15 protein-coding genes and 3 tRNA genes are annotated in these 17,526 nt (G+C 35.3%); 2 read left to right on the top strand and 16 right to left on the bottom strand.

Annotated elements, in window-relative coordinates; all coding sequences use genetic code 11:
- From clpX to AC6I0I_RS04880, 6 genes are all read right to left on the bottom strand, one after another.
- Nucleotides 1–1,227 carry an ATP-dependent Clp protease ATP-binding subunit ClpX gene (gene clpX / locus AC6I0I_RS04905; RefSeq protein WP_262950432.1) on the bottom strand — a complete coding sequence of 409 codons (1,227 nt, stop codon included), beginning with the start codon at nucleotides 1,225–1,227 and terminating at the stop codon, nucleotides 1–3.
- A 182-nt stretch (nucleotides 1,228–1,409) separates the two neighbouring features.
- On the bottom strand, nucleotides 1,410–2,693 hold the full coding sequence (tig, locus tag AC6I0I_RS04900) for a trigger factor (RefSeq protein WP_161831694.1): 1,284 nt from the start codon (nucleotides 2,691–2,693) through the stop codon (nucleotides 1,410–1,412).
- 81 nt (nucleotides 2,694–2,774) lie between these two features.
- On the bottom strand, nucleotides 2,775–3,728 hold the full coding sequence (locus AC6I0I_RS04895; protein ID WP_161831693.1) for a hypothetical protein: 954 nt from the start codon (nucleotides 3,726–3,728) through the stop codon (nucleotides 2,775–2,777).
- An 89-nt stretch (nucleotides 3,729–3,817) separates the two neighbouring features.
- Nucleotides 3,818–3,894, bottom strand: a tRNA-Arg gene (locus AC6I0I_RS04890).
- A 21-nt stretch (nucleotides 3,895–3,915) separates the two neighbouring features.
- Nucleotides 3,916–3,992 (bottom strand) — tRNA-Arg (locus tag AC6I0I_RS04885).
- A gap of 142 nt (nucleotides 3,993–4,134) precedes the next feature.
- Complete coding sequence (locus AC6I0I_RS04880) at nucleotides 4,135–4,524, bottom strand: hypothetical protein (RefSeq protein ID WP_161831692.1); 390 nt, start codon at nucleotides 4,522–4,524, stop codon at nucleotides 4,135–4,137.
- Between the two features lie 307 nt (nucleotides 4,525–4,831).
- On the opposite strand from AC6I0I_RS04880, the gene AC6I0I_RS04875 reads away from it, so the two are divergent.
- Nucleotides 4,832–4,918, top strand: a tRNA-Leu gene (locus AC6I0I_RS04875).
- Nucleotides 4,919–5,787: 869 nt separating this feature from the next.
- Here the strand turns inward: AC6I0I_RS04875 and AC6I0I_RS04870 are convergent.
- From AC6I0I_RS04870 to AC6I0I_RS04855, 4 genes are all read right to left on the bottom strand, one after another.
- Nucleotides 5,788–6,519 (bottom strand): YybI family spore inner coat protein, encoded by a 732-nt coding sequence (locus AC6I0I_RS04870; RefSeq protein ID WP_161831691.1) that lies wholly within the window; start codon nucleotides 6,517–6,519, stop codon nucleotides 5,788–5,790.
- Nucleotides 6,520–6,668: 149 nt separating this feature from the next.
- The gene (locus AC6I0I_RS04865; protein WP_161831690.1) at nucleotides 6,669–7,235 is read right to left on the bottom strand and encodes a hypothetical protein; all 567 of its coding nucleotides are present in this window, start codon (nucleotides 7,233–7,235) and stop codon (nucleotides 6,669–6,671) included.
- A 114-nt stretch (nucleotides 7,236–7,349) separates the two neighbouring features.
- Entirely contained in the window at nucleotides 7,350–8,705 is a 1,356-nt protein-coding gene (dcuC, locus tag AC6I0I_RS04860) for a C4-dicarboxylate transporter DcuC (protein ID WP_161831689.1), read from the bottom strand.
- A gap of 113 nt (nucleotides 8,706–8,818) precedes the next feature.
- Entirely contained in the window at nucleotides 8,819–9,199 is a 381-nt protein-coding gene (locus AC6I0I_RS04855; RefSeq protein WP_161831688.1) for a zinc ribbon domain-containing protein, read from the bottom strand.
- A gap of 148 nt (nucleotides 9,200–9,347) precedes the next feature.
- On the opposite strand from AC6I0I_RS04855, the gene AC6I0I_RS04850 reads away from it, so the two are divergent.
- Nucleotides 9,348–11,540: an ATP-dependent helicase gene (locus AC6I0I_RS04850; RefSeq protein ID WP_262953726.1), complete on the top strand. Its 2,193-nt coding sequence runs from the start codon at nucleotides 9,348–9,350 to the stop codon at nucleotides 11,538–11,540.
- Between the two features lie 34 nt (nucleotides 11,541–11,574).
- Here the strand turns inward: AC6I0I_RS04850 and AC6I0I_RS04845 are convergent, their stop codons facing one another.
- From AC6I0I_RS04845 to AC6I0I_RS04820, 6 genes are all read right to left on the bottom strand, one after another.
- Nucleotides 11,575–11,727 carry a hypothetical protein gene (locus AC6I0I_RS04845; protein ID WP_172676248.1) on the bottom strand — a complete coding sequence of 51 codons (153 nt, stop codon included), beginning with the start codon at nucleotides 11,725–11,727 and terminating at the stop codon, nucleotides 11,575–11,577.
- A gap of 124 nt (nucleotides 11,728–11,851) precedes the next feature.
- Nucleotides 11,852–12,517: a Crp/Fnr family transcriptional regulator gene (locus AC6I0I_RS04840; RefSeq protein WP_161831686.1), complete on the bottom strand. Its 666-nt coding sequence runs from the start codon at nucleotides 12,515–12,517 to the stop codon at nucleotides 11,852–11,854.
- Between the two features lie 121 nt (nucleotides 12,518–12,638).
- Nucleotides 12,639–13,919 carry a branched-chain amino acid transport system II carrier protein gene (brnQ, locus tag AC6I0I_RS04835; protein WP_161831685.1) on the bottom strand — a complete coding sequence of 427 codons (1,281 nt, stop codon included), beginning with the start codon at nucleotides 13,917–13,919 and terminating at the stop codon, nucleotides 12,639–12,641.
- 60 nt (nucleotides 13,920–13,979) lie between these two features.
- The gene (locus AC6I0I_RS04830; RefSeq protein ID WP_202618730.1) at nucleotides 13,980–14,918 is read right to left on the bottom strand and encodes a TRM11 family SAM-dependent methyltransferase; all 939 of its coding nucleotides are present in this window, start codon (nucleotides 14,916–14,918) and stop codon (nucleotides 13,980–13,982) included.
- A gap of 847 nt (nucleotides 14,919–15,765) precedes the next feature.
- Nucleotides 15,766–16,344, bottom strand: coding sequence for an accessory gene regulator ArgB-like protein (locus AC6I0I_RS04825; protein ID WP_262953725.1), 579 nt, complete (start codon nucleotides 16,342–16,344; stop codon nucleotides 15,766–15,768).
- A gap of 302 nt (nucleotides 16,345–16,646) precedes the next feature.
- The gene (locus AC6I0I_RS04820; protein ID WP_338507301.1) at nucleotides 16,647–17,369 is read right to left on the bottom strand and encodes a LytR/AlgR family response regulator transcription factor; all 723 of its coding nucleotides are present in this window, start codon (nucleotides 17,367–17,369) and stop codon (nucleotides 16,647–16,649) included.
- Nucleotides 17,370–17,526: the final 157 nt, after the last annotated feature.

Genomic DNA, 17,526 nt, shown 5'->3' with positions numbered 1-17,526 from the left:
TTATGCTACATCATTTTTAAAAACTAATGTTGGTCTTTCATTATGTTCAATTACTTCACGGGTAATGATACATTTTTCAATATTATCCGTTGAAGGGATTTCAAACATAACATCCGTCATAATAGCTTCGATAATTGAACGTAATCCACGTGCACCCGTTTTACGCTCAACCGCCTTCTCTGCAATGGCCGAAATCGCACCTTCATCAAACTCTAAAGAAACATTATCCATTTGGAAGATTTTTTTATACTGTTTTGTCAATGCATTTTTCGGTTCTGTTAAAATACGTACTAAGTCTTCCACCTCTAATGGATTTAACGCACCGATAATTGGAAATCTACCAATGAACTCCGGAATCAAACCAAATTTCAATAAATCATCCGGCTGAATATGACTGTAGATTTCTTTTTTACTCATATTATTAGCGACTGAGTCTGCCCCAAATCCAATAACTTTTTTACCAATACGACGTTTTACAACCTCTTCGATTCCGGCAAAAGCCCCACCTGCCATGAATAAAATATTCGTTGTATCGATTTGGATAAACTCTTGATTTGGATGCTTACGCCCACCTTGTGGTGGTACATTTGCTACAACACCTTCTAAGATTTTTAACAATGCTTGTTGAACCCCTTCACCCGAAACATCTCGTGTAATTGAAGGGTTGTCAGAACGACGTGCAATTTTATCAATTTCATCAATATAGATAATTCCACGTTGTGCTTTTTCAACATTAAAATCAGCGGCTTGTAATAAACGAAGTAAAATGTTTTCAACATCTTCTCCTACGTACCCTGCCTCCGTTAATGACGTTGCATCTGCAATAGCAAACGGAACATCCAACACTTTAGCTAGTGTTTGTGCGAGTAATGTTTTTCCACTTCCCGTTGATCCAAGCAATAAGATATTACTTTTTGAGATTACAACTCCATCGTCACCTTCATGATTTGAAGTTAGGCGCTTATAGTGATTATAAACCGCTACAGCTAGCACCTTTTTCACTGCTTCTTGACCAATTACATATTCATTTAATAATTCATAAATCTCTTTTGGTTTCGGTAAAGTTTTAAACTCTTCGCTTAATTCATCTGACTGTTCATTCTCAATAATTTCCGAGCACATCTGAATACATTCATCACAAATGTAAACCCCCGGTCCGGCAATTATTTTATTGACTTCATCATGACTTTTCCCACAAAATGAGCAGGTAATATCAATATTATTCATCCTTTACACCTCCATACAGTGACAAATCTCATTATTGAGTAACCACTACCAATATATTCAGTGCCTTACTAATTTATTAACATCTATTTTTGACATTTTTTGCAATAGCGTATATTGTGCAAAATGAGGCACGAATATCCGCGCCTCATTAAAAGTAATGTGTTTGTGTGTGTAAAAGCTTATTATTTGCGAACTGATTTTTCAACAATAAAGTCAACAGCTTTTTGAACTTTTAAATCTTCTTTTAACATCGCTAAACTTGGTAATTGAGCCTTTAACTCTTCTAATTCACGTCCATAAGCTTGAGCAATTTCTGCTAATTTTTCATTAACTTCTTCTTCAGTTACATCGATATTTTCAGCTTTTACAATTGCTTCTAATGTTAAATTGTAGCTTAAGCGTTTTTCTGCCTCAGGACGTAATTGTGCCTTAAATTTATCCATATCCATTCCAGTAAATTGGAAGTATAAATCTAAATTAAATCCTTGCATTTGGAAACGTTGATCGGCTTCACGAACCATTTGAGCAACTTCTGAATCAATCATTTCAGATGGAATCTCAAATTTTGCGTTTTCAGTTACTTTTTCAACAACTGTATCAATAACATGGTTGCGTGCTGCTGTTTCTTTTTGATCTTTTAATGTTTTTTCTAAGTCCGCTTTTAAATCTGAAATTGTTTCAATTCCTTCGCGATCTAAATCTTTTACGAACTCATCATCTAAAGTTGGTAATTCACGAGTCTTCACTTCGTGTAAAGTAACTTTAAATGTTGCATCAGCACCTGCTAAATCTGCTGCGTGATATTCTTTAGGGAATGTCACATTGATTTCTTTTGTTTCTCCTGTTTTCATTCCAATTAATTGCTCTTCAAATCCTGGAATGAATGAGTTTGAACCGATCACTAATGGGTGGTTTTCACCTTTTCCACCTTCAAAGGCAACACCATCTTTAAATCCTTCATAATCGATAACAGCTGTATCTCCGTTTTCAACAGCTCCTTCTTTAACAACAATCTCAGCATGATTTTGTAATAATTTTTCTAATTCATTTTCGACGTCTTTTTCTGTTACTTCTGTCGATAACTCTTCAACTTCAATTCCTGTGTATTGTCCTAATTCAACTTCAGGTTTTACAACAACTGTTGCTTCAGCTACTAACTCTTTACCTTTTCCGATTTCTTTGATATCCCATGTTGGAGCAGCAACAGGAGCAATGTTTGTTTCTTCAATTGCATTTACATAAGCTTGAGGTAAGATTGCATCTAATGCGTCCTCGTATAAAGCTTCTACCCCAAATTTTTGTTCAAACATTGGACGTGGTACTTTCCCTTTACGGAATCCTGGAACTTGTAAATTTTTTGATACCTTTTTAAATGCAGCGTCTAATGCTTTATCAAATGATTCTGCTGAAAGAGTAATTGTTAATTTTACTTTATTTTTTTCAATTGTTTCAACTTTAACTGCCATTTCTTCTAACCTCCATTAATAAACGTTTCGTTTACATCCTTGTAACAACTTCTAAATTATAACATAGCCTTTTTCTAATTTCTACATTAATGATGATAAACTTAGGATATACTGACTCATTTTGTATGTAATGTCAGGATTTGTTGGAGCCGTTTCACAGCTATTCAACCCCTCTAAATCTAACCCAAAAACTTGCTGGGCCAACTCCTTTATCACGTCGTCCTCATAAAAATCATCTATAAAAGGAAATGAGTATTGATAAAAATACACAAGTAATTGCTTCAGCTCTTCCTGGATGCACTCGTCTAACTTTAACATCTCTAATCGTTCAATTGCATAGGCATAACACCTCTCCATTTTTTTTAAAACTGCTGGCTCTGCTAAAACACGCCTAGTAACTCCATTAGCTTTAAAGGTAATGACACCTTGTAAATTTTTACGACTCATCAATTCAAATAACGCTGTTTTAACAAAAGGAATTTCACAACTATTGGTTATATCTTCTAATACATGGGTGAATGGCATTAATCGCTCCTCTTCAACCTCATATAAATCTGAAATAATAGAGAATTTCAATTTTAAATTAGTCCCGGTTTGAAGGGTATCTATTTTTTTCACTATCTGTTCATACCAATAATTCTCATAATAATCCTTTAAAGAGTACATTAGCTCCTTTAAATTTTTTATAGAAAATGATGATAACTGATTAAAGTAAAAATTTTCTTTTTGTTGTCGCATTTCCTTTTGGTTTTGAAAAATAGCAACCAATATATCATGTGCAGCAATCGTTAAATCTAAACGTTTCTTTTCAAAAATAGAAGCAATTAATCGATCGACTGCATCAAATTCACGTTTTAGTGTATAGGCCGACATTAATTGTTTTTTTATTTCTGTCCCAATATCAACGCATGTAACGGATACTAAGAAGTCCTCTAACAAGCAAATAGCCTGATCAATATACCCCTTCTCAATCAACTCAATCGATTGTTCAATTTTCGCTCGATAATTAGTCTGTAATTCATAAATTTTGGCCACTCTTACCCCTCACTCTTTACTGCTTACAGAGAAAGCAGCTTAAAATACAAAAAAAGAACTACTTAGTGTAGTCCATCATTATCGTTAAATGGCATCCCGGGAGGGATTCGAACCCCCGACCGACGGCTTAGAAGGCCGTTGCTCTATCCAGCTGAGCTACCGAGACTTAATAGTTATTTAAATGAAATGGCATCCCGGGAGGGATTCGAACCCCCGACCGACGGCTTAGAAGGCCGTTGCTCTATCCAGCTGAGCTACCGAGACATGTTTTCCAATTACACAACTTATTCTAAATCATTTAGTTTCATTTGTAAAGCCTTATTTAACAATTTTTTTCTTTTTTCTTCAAACATTAGAGCCATTATGTTTGTTATTAATTAAAAAGAGGGAATTATTCCCCCTTTAATTAAACAAGATGATGAGCTTTATATGCCCCTTCTAACGTTGGAACATGAATACAACGAATGTCATATTCTCCATACGTCATACTTTCTAATTTATAAATCCATGCCCACGGATCACAAGGAAACATATGAATGACATCAACATATTTTTCATAGAAATCATTTAAATAGCGTCGGCACTCCTCTTCTGTCTGAAACGGCATTACAATTTTAACAAATGAGTTCTTATAGTCGCTCACCTTATCCTTAACAAAGGTTTCAAGTAAATCCCCTGTCAACGAAAGTTCACCCCTACTCCACGCTATAATCTTATCTTCCACCTCCTGTAACTGTTGATTAAAACCATCCTCAATCATCATTTGATTTACTACAGGTTTCCAATAGACGTTCATCGTCAATCCCCCCAAATGGTTTTAGTCGCACTTTCTTCATATTCCTCCTCCCTGCCCTTTAGAAAGCGCTTTACACCTAATCATACGTAACTAAGCTTAAAAAGATGAATACTTTAGATAAATTAAATTATTTTTGATTTTCGAGGCGACTCCACTTAAAAATCATCCTCCCCTTCATTAAACTAAATGCTAAGTCTAATTCATAAACTGAGATGGATGCAAATGGATCCGCTGTTGTATTATATTTCTTTTTTTTGATTTTTTAGCTTGATTAATCATCTAATTATGTTATAATTAAATTGTAAATGCCAGTGTGGCGGAATTGGTAGACGCAGTGGACTCAAAATCCACCGAAGTTTACTTCATGCCGGTTCGAGTCCGGCCACTGGTACCAATATTGCTAACTAACACCCTGAGTAATTAAGGGTGTTTTTTTTTGCATTAGGGCGATTATACAGACATTTTCTCCCCGCCTTCATAGATTATATTGAGGATACCAATTCAAACATCCATCTTAAAAACATCCTATTCATTCAAACATCCAACCTTCCTACACTTTTATTAACAAGATCTATTTACTTAATCACTTTCGGTATCCTCAGTCGATTAAGGACAGTAGAATAACTCTAATTATTCATTCTAATTTACAAATACAATTTCCTATCCATAACTTATCATTCTCCTACATTCTCTCTACTTTTTAAAAGTATTCCTATCCATTTTATACAGTTATTTTTATAAACTATTAAATTTACCACACCATATTACATTTTTTACACCACTATACTGTCACTTAAAAAAGATCTCCTGATTCAGAGACTCCCCTTCTAGGGGATGTCATCGGGAGGTCTTTTTCTTATTCTATCCTTCTCACCCCATCGCGTTTATCTCGTTAAACACTCATTAACCGATCCAACTATTATCAAATCATACAAAAAAAGGAACGCCAGTCAATCTATGAGCAGCGCCCTATAATAGAACATGAAATATAAATTCCTGTAAAGTTAATTTACATAAGGGGGAGAAACATACGATTCTTTGATGTTATCATTTTTATTTTTCTAAAATCACCTACTTATTATAAGTATTCAATTCAAAAGTTAAAAAAAGAGTTCACTTAAAATCCAATAAGTAATACACATTTCAAAAATGGCACCAAAAATAAAAGCTTCTATCGTCATATTAATCACTCCCCTACAAAAATGTCATATCCTTAGTATTTATTTTTTTTTATATTTTACACCATCTTTTTATGATTTTTTATTACTGTGAAATGGATGTTCGATAAACGAAATAACTCCCCTTCTTAAAGCCAATATATGAGTGTACATATCCTAATGTATCATTATGTGAGCGACCTAGAATTCGTTGCGTTAAAACAAGATCATGACCAGGTAGCGAATCCTGGCTTTTAATAGCACTCGAACGACTAACCGGCGCTACGACCCCTTTTAATGTCTGTTTCAGCTCACCTTTTTCATTATAAATAGCTTCAAGGTAATCTTGACTTCGCTTAGAGACATCTACTACCGTTACTTCCTGTGTATTTAAATTTTTAATTTCAACCTGATAATTTGGTAAATACGATACCTGAAATTTAAGCTTCTCCTCTAACATCTTATTACTAAATCCGAGCATCATTTTCGCCTCGTGATTAAAGAAAATGTAATAATCCACTTGGTTTCCCGTTCCACCACTAAAGATGTAGACACCGATATCTAATTGCCCGTTATGGGAAAAATCAACTAAGTCAATTCCTCCCCCCATCCCCTTTGACGTCGGAATAGGGTAAAATTCTCTTTCGCTAGTTACCCCACTTTCAATAACAAGCGTTATATCATGATAAATTAACTGATCCCCCTCCTTCATACCAAGCAAATAAATTTGGTCTACTTTCCCATTCCCTGCAAGTGATATACTTTCATGGGCAAGTTCAACAACTTCACTTCTAACGTACCGATAATCGGATTGATACCCACTAATTCCATATTCCATCTTATCGCCTCACTTTTACAATCTACTTTACTATATGCAAAACGTTCGCCTAACGAAACTAAATAAATCAAAAGGCACCTTATTTCATTTGTCGCCCCTATTTCTAATAATAAAAAAACGACGAGTAGAAAACATCTACCCATCGTTTTTTAATTTTCCCCTCGCACCATTTCCTCAAAAGTTGCTCGATCACTATACTCTATTTCATCGAGTTCCCATTCATAAAGAAATGCTAGTGGCGCACACTCTGTTGGTTTAATCATATTAAAGCGAATATACTGTTCATCCATTGTTTTTATAATGATTGAAGCCTTATTATACGTCTGATTTCCAAGTGCTAATTTAATTTTCATCCGTCTATATTGGTCCGTTTTAGCACAGCAATCCTCGTAATAGAAAAATCGATAATTTTCGCTATCAATAAAACGCTCCGTTAAGTATAGTTTATTTTGTTTATCATATTCTCTATTGGTTTCTTGCCCCAATGGATGTCTCATAATTAAATTCACATGGTAAGCTACGATTTCAAGTGGTGTCGGGTGACTAAAATTAATATAGTTTAACACAATAAGACCTATTATTGTCAACACCAAGACAACATAGTAACACCAAACTTCATTAAATAAAACAGGACCTACTACAATGTAGCGCATTAAAAATGCTAGGGCAATCAATAGGTCATACACAAATAAAAAGGTTCGATTAACTCTAAGCATTATAATCCCCCCTCTATCCTTTCAGGGTTAATAACCCTCTTTAATGCATTATATGAAAAAATAAAGGATATGGAACTTAAACCTATCAATTAATCCATCTTTTTACCTAACTCATTAAAACAACAGATAAGAAAGAAGCATTGATAAAATCATTCCAATAATCGACGGAACAATGGTCCGCTTCACTAATCGATACGGCGCAACCTTCAACATCGATGAAATAATGATAACCGTTGGTGAAACAGGAGAAATACTTTTTACTAAATGAGACACAAATTGCATAGGAATAGCCAACATTAACGGATTGACAAATGGAGCAAAACTTGGCATAAACTCAACACAGGCATAAAAAAGAGCTAATCCACTTCCACTTAGTAAACCAATTCCTAACGCAAGCAAACAGAAAAATAACATTAGAATAAAACTAGCTCCTGCTAATTGATGAATTTCTCCAGTCAGGAAATCAATCACCCCTATTACCTTTAATCCTTCAACAAATGTCATCGCCGCAATAACTTGAATAACAACGGTCGTCAATCCAACCCCCATCCCATCAAAAAAGCATTGAATAGATTCAAAGCCATGTTGAATTGAACGTTTTCTAATAACCTCACATAAAATGGCAAGGACAAAAGAACACAATGTGACCTCAACCATTCCCACATTAACTTTCTTTAAAATGACATTAAAAATAATGAGAATAATTAACGGCAACATTGGTAAAATAGCATAAAATCGTGGGACACAAGTAGCCCCCACACCTGACTCTATAATTTCGGATTTAAATGAAAAGCCTGACGCTTGCTCCCTCTTATCACAGAATCGTTGCCAAAAAAAGTGAATCACCGCTAGAATTAAAATAACGGGTAATGAAACTTTCGCATGATAATCAAAAACGTATGTCCCTACGTCCATTGAAAGTGCATCCGCCGCTAAAATATTATCTGCACCTAATGGAGTCGGTGCAATCGTAGCGGCCATTGCAATGACAGCCCCAACACTGAGTGGAGAAACACCTGCCGAAACTAAAATTGGATAAGCTGTTGTCATCAGGAGAACTGATAAGCTAGAAGCACTTGGGATCATTAGCCCTAAAACATTTCCAATCAAATAAAAAAATGGAATTAATAACGCCTTGTATTTAAGCCTTGATAAAGGACGACTAAATAAATAAACAGTCATTTGGTTAGCCCCAATCTCCCTCATGAAGGCAGTATAACCGAATAATAACATTAAAATAAAACTAGCCCCTGTTAATTGCTTAGTAAACACTTCTCCAATCAACTTAAATAAATCAAAAAATGGAACACCGCTACTTTTTTCTTCCGTTAAAAGCGGGATGTGTAAAAAAATGGCGCAAATCATTAAAAGAATCCCACTGAAAAACATTACCCACTTAATCTCAACCTTCTTTTTAATTAAATAACCAGCGATCATTAGTACCAATAAGGTGATTAAAACGATAATCATATCTCATCTTCCCTTCTCAATTATCCTATAAATAACCTTATTATACTAAAATACTACAAAAAATGCTATAAAAAATCCTTCGCAAGAAGTTTTCTCCTTGGAAGGACCTTATTTTATAAATGCCAATCAATCTTATCCGACTGAGGGGCCCGACATTGCGGACAATATTTATCATTTTCACTCAATTCATAACCACAATTTTCACACGCCCGAATTTGTTTCACTTGGTTAATCTCTACTTGTATTTTTCGAATTTTTGATTTTTGTAATGAAATCTGATGAAAAAGTTCCTGCACTTGTTCAGAATGTGAGAGATCTGTTACTTTATTCGTATAAACAAATTCACCCAATTGCTCAAATAGTTCGTTTAACTCAAGCTTTGCGGCATTTAATGACATTGTTAGCTTCCCAATCTCTAACCATTTATTTGTTTGTTTAAGACCTGATTCGGCCGTTTTAGATACTGTTTTTTGTAGATCATCCCAAAAAGCCACATCATCACCTTCTTCCCTACATTATCATATTAAGCGAATCACTATTTGGTCCATATTTCCTATGATATTTCACATAAGAAGAAGTCAAAAATTTAAACTTCTTGTATAATAAAAGAAAGACCATTACATTTAAAAGGAGGATTCATAAATGGCTGATGCACTAAGCGTTTATTTACTTGATAATTACAATATAACACTTACCCCTGAACAAAAACAGGCGGTTGAAGCCTTAGATGGACCGACCTGCGTTATTAGCTGTCCTGGAAGTGGAAAAACGACAGTCACTGTCATTCGGCTTGCCAATCTAATTGTTAAGGGAAACGTTTCACCTCATCAAATTTTAGCCTTAACCTTTTCTAAGGCTTCAGCTAAAGATATGAATGAGCGTTTCCAATCCCTTTTTCCAACGTTAGCCCCTCACGTGAAATTCTCCACTATTCATAGTTTTGCCTTTCACGTTATTCGACACTTCGAAAAAATAACCGGATCGCATTACCAATTTATTGAGTCGACCGCACCATCTCACATAAATAAAAAACAACTCCTTTCTGCCATCTACCTTGAACAAACCGAACGTTATTTAAGCGATGATGAATATGAGACCTTAACTGGACAAATTAGTCTTCTAAAAAATCTAATGATTTCTCCGAGTCAAACAAATGAAATCAAGCAATACGTCGAAGAGGAACAGGCATTATTTATCCAAATTTATCGGGCATATGAAGCAAAAAAAGAAGCCCACCATTTTCTCGATTATGATGATTTGTTAACAACCGCCTTTTACATCTTAAAAAACCATGATTCCTTACGAAATTTTTATCAACAAAAATATACTCATATTCAAATTGATGAAGCTCAAGATACCTCGAAAATTCAATACGAGTTCATTAAACTACTTGCGGCCCCTTTAAATAATCTTTTCTTAGTGGGCGACGACGATCAGAGTATTTATGCGTTTCGCGGTGCCTACCCCAAACAACTATTAGATTTTAAAAAAACATATCCAGAGGCAACCTTTATCTATTTAACCGATAATTTTCGTTCTAGCAAAGACATTGTCGACCTTTCGTCTAGATTTATTAGTTCTAATACCGAGAGGTACCCTAAGGAGATTAAAACCCCTAATCCAAAGGGTCCCCTTCCCATTCTTCATCATTTTCAAAATGAACGCGAACAATTTGATTATCTCATCGAACAACTAAAGCAAATAAATAATCTTAATCAAGTGGCAATTTTATACCGGCAAAATGTCTCTGCTATCTCACTCATCGAACATTTAGAACGAAATCAATTACCTTTCTGTTTACAAGAGGGACGTATCTCCTTTTTTTCACATCCCATTGTTAAAGATATCGTCGCCTTTTTTCACTTGTCTCTTTATCCTCAAGATGCCGAAGCTTTTAAACGCATTGCAAAGGTGCTATATTTATCGGCCGCCACGATCTCAGCGGCACTTTCGCAGACTAAAAACTCATACCTTGACTTTCTAACCCAGGAAGTTACCTTTAAAACGACCTTCCAGCAAGAGAAAATTAGAAAATTCAAACTCCTTCTTCCAAAAATAATCACTCTTCCACCAAGAAGAGCCATTAACTATATTTTGGATTCCCTTGATTATGAATCCTATTTGGTAAAAAAGGGATTTTTAAAGGATGAAAAGGAGCGTACTTATACCCAGGGAATTGCTATCATTGAAACATTAAAAGGTATCGCAACGGAAACGAGCGATGTCCATAAATTTTTGAATCGATTATCTCATCTCTATCGCCTTAGCCATCAAAATATAACATCTGCTCAAAATGCCGTTCGCCTGCTCACTTTCCACGCTTCAAAAGGATTAGAATTTGACACCGTGTTTCTGATCGACTGCATGGATGGAATAACTCCCTCTTCAAACGCGCTTACTCAACACCTTTTAAAAGATGATGCAGAGTTTGAGGAAGAACGACGACTTTTTTATGTAGCCATGACGAGAGCGCGTCACCAGCTATACCTTCTGAGTATTTCTAGTAAGCATAACATGATTTTTGATCGCTCCATCTTTATCAAAGAAGTCCATAAAATCCTGAATCCTAATCCACAATTCCAATCCAATGAATCTACTAAACGTACATTAAACGGTAAGAAAATAAATGATTTGAAAATTTTACCTGGGTCTTTAGTTAATTTAGATGATTATACGGTTGGAACATTAATTTCTCATCAACAATTTGGTGACGGAATTATTACGGACCGTGAAGGAGAAATTGCTACTATTCAATTTCATTCATCCAAACAAGAAAAACGTATCAGTTTAAAAATTACGGTATCAAACGGAAATCTTACTTTAAAGTCCTCTTAAAAAGGTCTATCCATTACACGGATAGACCTTTCTTTTATACACGTCCCGCTTTAACATGCCCATGTTTTGCTTTTCCCTGAATTTCTGGAACAGGTGGCATATCGTTTTTAGGATGTTTATTTTTCTTATTGCTTTCAGTTCCATGAGGTTCACTAGGATCTGGACGACGCATTCCTTTTTTAGCCATGCGAATCACCTCGCTTTCCCTCATAGTATAAACAAAAGCCAACAACTCATACCTCTAAACTACACACTCGAACCTAGAATAATCGTCATTGTGATTGAGCGAATTTAAGGCGTTCTTTTCCAATCTAGTTTTTTAAATCATTGGCTAACCATAAACGACTAACTTTAAACGTTCTTCCTTGAACATCTACAAAACCTAAATGCCTCAAGTCTTTCAATAAACGACTCAATGTTTCACGACGAATCCCTAATAAATCAGCTATTTCTTGCCTAGAAATCGGAACAATCACTTCAATCCATCCATCAGATCCTTGCGTTTCTTGCTTCAATAAATTAAACAGCCATTTTTTTAGACGCTCTTCCGCCCCCATAAAAACTTGATCGGTCGCTAGCTGTTGGATCCCTTCTAATCGACGATTCAGATATCGAAACCATTCATAGGTCGCCTCTTTTGTTGATAACACCCCTTCCTCTAACACTTGCCGTGGTAACTTCATCACTCGTGCCCGATTAATGGCAACGGCAGTCGCGGGAAACAAATGCGGAGGATTAAATAAAGTACTTAATGCCAGAAATTGTCCTGTTGTATACAGCGAAAGAATTTTTTCTTGTCCTGTTTCCGACACCCTTACAACCTTGACCATCCCGTGATTAACGTAATAAACATAATCGGCAACCTCAGCCTGAAAAAATAGTGATTGCCCTCTTTGAAGTTGTACTTCTTCCATTTGTACATTTAGCTTTTCCAGTGATTCGATAGACATCTTTTTTAATAGCGGATGATTGTTCACCTTCATTGCCCCCTTTACTACAGAAAACTATCATTTTTACTATTTATCTTATCCTTTTAAAAACCTACTATCCCCAAAAACATTAAAACCCCCTTCTGAATATTTCAGAAGGGGGGAGATATTACTTATTCGATGGGGTAAGCATGGTTGCTAGTAAGAAAACTAAAATTGCTGGTAAACACCAACCGAGTCCCATCTCATTAAATGGTAAATAATCTAAAACATCTTTAAGGCTCGTCACATCAAAAATATTAGCCAACGTTGTTATAGTACTTAGCCCAAGAACAACATAAACAGTACTTGCAATCACTCGATTAGATTTAACCATTCGTCCAAGTAGTGTTAATAAAATTAAAACAATTACAACTGGATAAATAATATCTAATGCCGGCCCTGCTAAAGCAACAATTGAATCTACATCATTTGTCGCCATCAAAATACTAATCACCGTTAGAACCACTGCATTCACAGAATAAGGAATACGTTCTTTAAATAAACGGGTAAAAAAGCTTGCGCTTGCTGTTAACAAGGCAATGGACGTTGTTAAACACGCTAAAATAGCTGAAACACTTAAAAAGACTGCTCCAAAAGATCCAAATACTTCTTTCGTAATATACATAACTAATTGTGTACGGGAAAAACTTAGACTTTCAAGTGATGAGGTTTGTGCCCCTAAATACATCAAGCCTCCATAAACGATGGCAAGACCGATAACCGAAATCAATCCAGAAAGTAAAATAACTTTTGACATACTACGGTGATCCTGATATCCTTTGGCTCTTACAGAAGAGAGTATAATTGAACCAAAAATCATAGCGGCAATGACATCCATCGTCTGATATCCTTCTTTAAATGATAAAGAAAAGGCTCCTTCAACGCCGAGTGACGCAACCTCTCCGATTGGAAATACAATCCCTTTAATAATAATTAAGATTAATACTGTTAATAATCCTGGCGTTAAAAATTTTCCAATTAAATCTACAATCGAAGTCGGTTTTAAAACGAAAAATAAACATATAGCAAAAAAGATTAATGTTGTCACTAAGGCATTAGCCCCAGGAAGAAGTGTAGCTACCCCCAATTCAAATGTAGTCGAAGCCGTTCTTGGAATGGCGATAATAGGACCAATGGCTAAAATTAAGATTGTGGCCGATATTTTAGCAAATAATGGACTTACGCGCGATGCCATTAATTCATAAGAACCCTCAGCACGTGAGCAGGCCATAATTCCAAGTAAGGGTAGACCAACGCCTGTCAATAAGAATCCAATTAATGCTGGTAAAAACTGATCGCCCATCATATTTCCTAAAAAAGCAGGGAAAATTAAATTCCCGGCACCAAAAAACATGGCGAATAACGCAAATCCGATAACAAGTGCGTCTTTAAATAACTTTTGATTCATACTTTTTCCTCCTCTAGCTACCTTTACAGATAACCACCTACAATATCTACTAAACTAAAATTAACGACACATCGTAATGTACCGTGTAAATTTTCCTTTAACAGCTGTACACTGTTCTAAAACTTCGAAACCTACCTCTTTTAATTGTTGGTTCATATTGACTTGTGTCACAATAATGAGTTCATCCGCAATACGACGGGCCTCTTTAATAATCATCCGCTGCACTTCAGGCTCAATTGGATTAAAGTGCCCATAAGGTAAATCCAGAATAGCAACCTCGTAATGCTCCTTAATATCTTGAATATCACCAATTTGAATAACCGGCTCATACCCATAGTGTTTTAAGTTTTCAATTGCTTTTTGTGCCACCTTTGGATTTAATTCATTCCCAACAATTTTTCCACCTACCGTTAAAACTTCGAGAATTACCGTCCCAGCTCCACAGCACGGATCAATAATTTGTCGATGAGGATGACGTCCCACCGCAATGTTAGCCACCGCGCGTGAAACGCGTACACTTAAGGAAAAAGAATAGGAATGGGGTTTATTTTCATGACTTACCCACTCATTCGAATTTGCCTCAAGGATTCCAAATAACCAACGCCCTTCAATTACGGTTAATCCTAATACCTGCTTTGGCTGATACATATCCGCTTCCCCGCCAATTAAGAAACCAATATCTTTTAATCGTTTTAAACGCTCTTGATATGAAAGCTCCTGTCCTTTAAACCTTAAAAAGAGACACTTAAATGTTTCAAGATTTAGAGGATTCTCCTTTACTTGTTGATACAATCCTTCATACGTTGGATGCGAGTATAAAATGGTTAAACGCTCTTTAATAAAAACACTTCGGGACGGGTCAATCGCTAGGCTAGAAAATAGATACTTACCTGTTAGCTCTTGATTAAATAGCACCTTCATCTCTAAACGACATAAAGACTCTTCGCCTTCTGCATAATTAATGATATATAAATAACCATCCATCGTTTCTGTCTTCATCACTTGTAAGCCATCCTTTTCTATTTAATCTTACGGTACATACGATATGTTTCATTATAAAGGACTTTGACTGTGATTTGCAACAAAAAAGAAGTTAAACCGACATTTTAGTCATTCCTTGGCAATTTAATAAAAAAGAATGAACCGATAGCTTCCCACTTCTACCTATTCATTCTCATAAAAGTTTTATAAACAATTCACGACCCTACTCGTTTTCGTCTTTTCTCTCTTGAAGGTTCCCAATCCTTCTTTATTCAAGCTACCAAAAAGGGTAAACCATTTCCGCTACCTTACCCAGGATAAGGTATTCAATCTCTTGTCATGTCCTATGAACTAAAGGTCTCCCATTCCTTTTTTTCATGCTACACAACTAAACGCTACCTAGACACTCCCATATAGACAATCAGTCATCTCATTCTGATTTATTCTCTACTCTCCTACCTTCTAAATCCACTAAATATATCTCTTGATTTCTCCTCGATTCTCCCTTAATCGATGAAATCCGATGACTCCCTAAAAATAACAATATAATCATCAATAAAATCCAAATAAAATTCATTTTTATTTTTTCATCCCTCATGTATGCTCTTCATCCTTTAAATCCTACTATTTTTAATCGTTTTATTCTTTTAACTCACCCTCTATTTTAAATCGATTATTCTACTTTACTTATCATCTCACTTACCCTTTCAGAACTCTTTTTATCACGTGTCGAATATATCATATTTAATTTTATTTTTATACCCCTTTGTGCAAACTGGACGATAACTGTAGCAGTTTGGACAAAATCGATCAAAAATTAAAGTTTTATATCAAAAAAAACAAGAAGCAAAGGAATTTATTTCCTCTACTTCTTGTTGAATAATTTCCCTAATATTAGCAATAATGCAATCCAAAAAACTGCAAATACAGGATACAATAAGAAGGTCAAAAGCGCTCTAATCGGTAAAAGACATATCATAGTCCCCATCACAAAAAAGACCATCATTAAAGAAATTTTCCTGTAGTAGACTTTCTCCTCTCTCTGAAGCGGCTTATTAGGGTGTTCAAGCGGAGCCAACCTATAGATGGTGTAAAAACTTAACCCTAATCCCACTACAATTAACCAACGAATCTCCAAAAAGGATAAATAATGAATTAAAATAAGCGTTACTGTATAGATGGTAGCAAATGTTAAGGTACAAAGCAGATAATTTTTAGCATGATAACCCCCAGTAAATTGACGTAACGTGCAATAACATCCTAAAAATAACCCTGTTCCAATCCACTCTCCAAAAATTCCACCCAATACAAACGCAATCAATACATTTACTATAAAATAAATCAAAATCTCAAATCCATAACGATAAATCTCCGCTTCTTGCGACTCAATCATTCCATAACGAATTAATTGTTGAACGAGCATATTAGCCAATGATTGAAACATATAGCCTCCTTAACATGACACTAAAATTTATCGCTCCTTATATAGAAGAAACAATATCATTCAAAAGTGGGAAACCTTCCCGAATGGAAAACAAATTGAAAGTTATATAACTATTGATTCCTGTTGCATTGGATGAACGTATCTGTATTCCCCATTTGAATTCTCATCTTCAGTTATCCGCCTGCCTCCCCTGACTAAGAAACTACAAGTTGTTTTAGAAATCATTGGGCATCTAACTACAAAGTGAGGTGCATAAATAACAAAGACCAAATCCTTTAAAAGCCCCATCTATCTTTTCCCCCCTAAATTAACTCTCCTAACGCAATCGTCAAGGCAGTTTTTAGGCCAGATAGACGATACTTGCTCACGGGAATTTCTATCCCACCCCGCATTTTAAGTGATTGCGACCCTAGAGATTCTACTTGTCTCAAACTAATAATGTAACTATTATGACAACGATAAAATCCGGTACCATCTAACTCATTTAAGCGTGTTTCCATTTCAGCAATGCTCATCCGAATCGAATGCGCCCCATTAAGCGTATGAATAATCAAATTAGGACGTTTAGTTTCAATATATAAAATAGAATGGACCCCGATACGAAAAATAGAATTTTTCTCACGTAAGACTAAATCCTGGGTTGTCTTTAAGCGTCGTTCCCTTATACAGGCTAGTATATGTCTTGATAATTTAGTTTCACTTACTGACTTTAGGATATACCGGTAAGCCCGAACTTCATATCCCTCCGGGGCGTAGTCAATGATTGAGGTTAAAAATAAAATATCAACTTGTGTATCATAAATTCTAATCTCTTTCGCTGTCTCAATTCCATTTAATTGTTTCATTTGAATATCTAAAAAAAGAATATCTAATTTTTTAGGATAATTTTCTAAAAGGTCTTCACCCGATTCAAATTCGTAAATATGATGAAAGATTCCAGCGTTATCTAGGACGCGTGTTAGCATTTCTTTAAACTTTAAACGAAACACAGCATCATCATCACATAAAGCGAGGTAAATCATCATGATTGCCCCTTTCTAATATACAATATAATTTTATTATAACATATTTCGACATCTTTTATCACTTAAATCAATTACCTCTAATGATCAAATTTTGATCGTCCACCTCTTCTTTTCCTCTCCTCCTTCCAACCTATAAAAAAACGCCCCGGGGGCGCTA

It is taken from the genome of Turicibacter sp. St.80E1 (genome assembly GCF_059728495.1).
The sequence above is the reverse complement of the archived record's forward strand: the minus strand, read 5'-3'. Positions and strand labels throughout refer to the sequence as shown.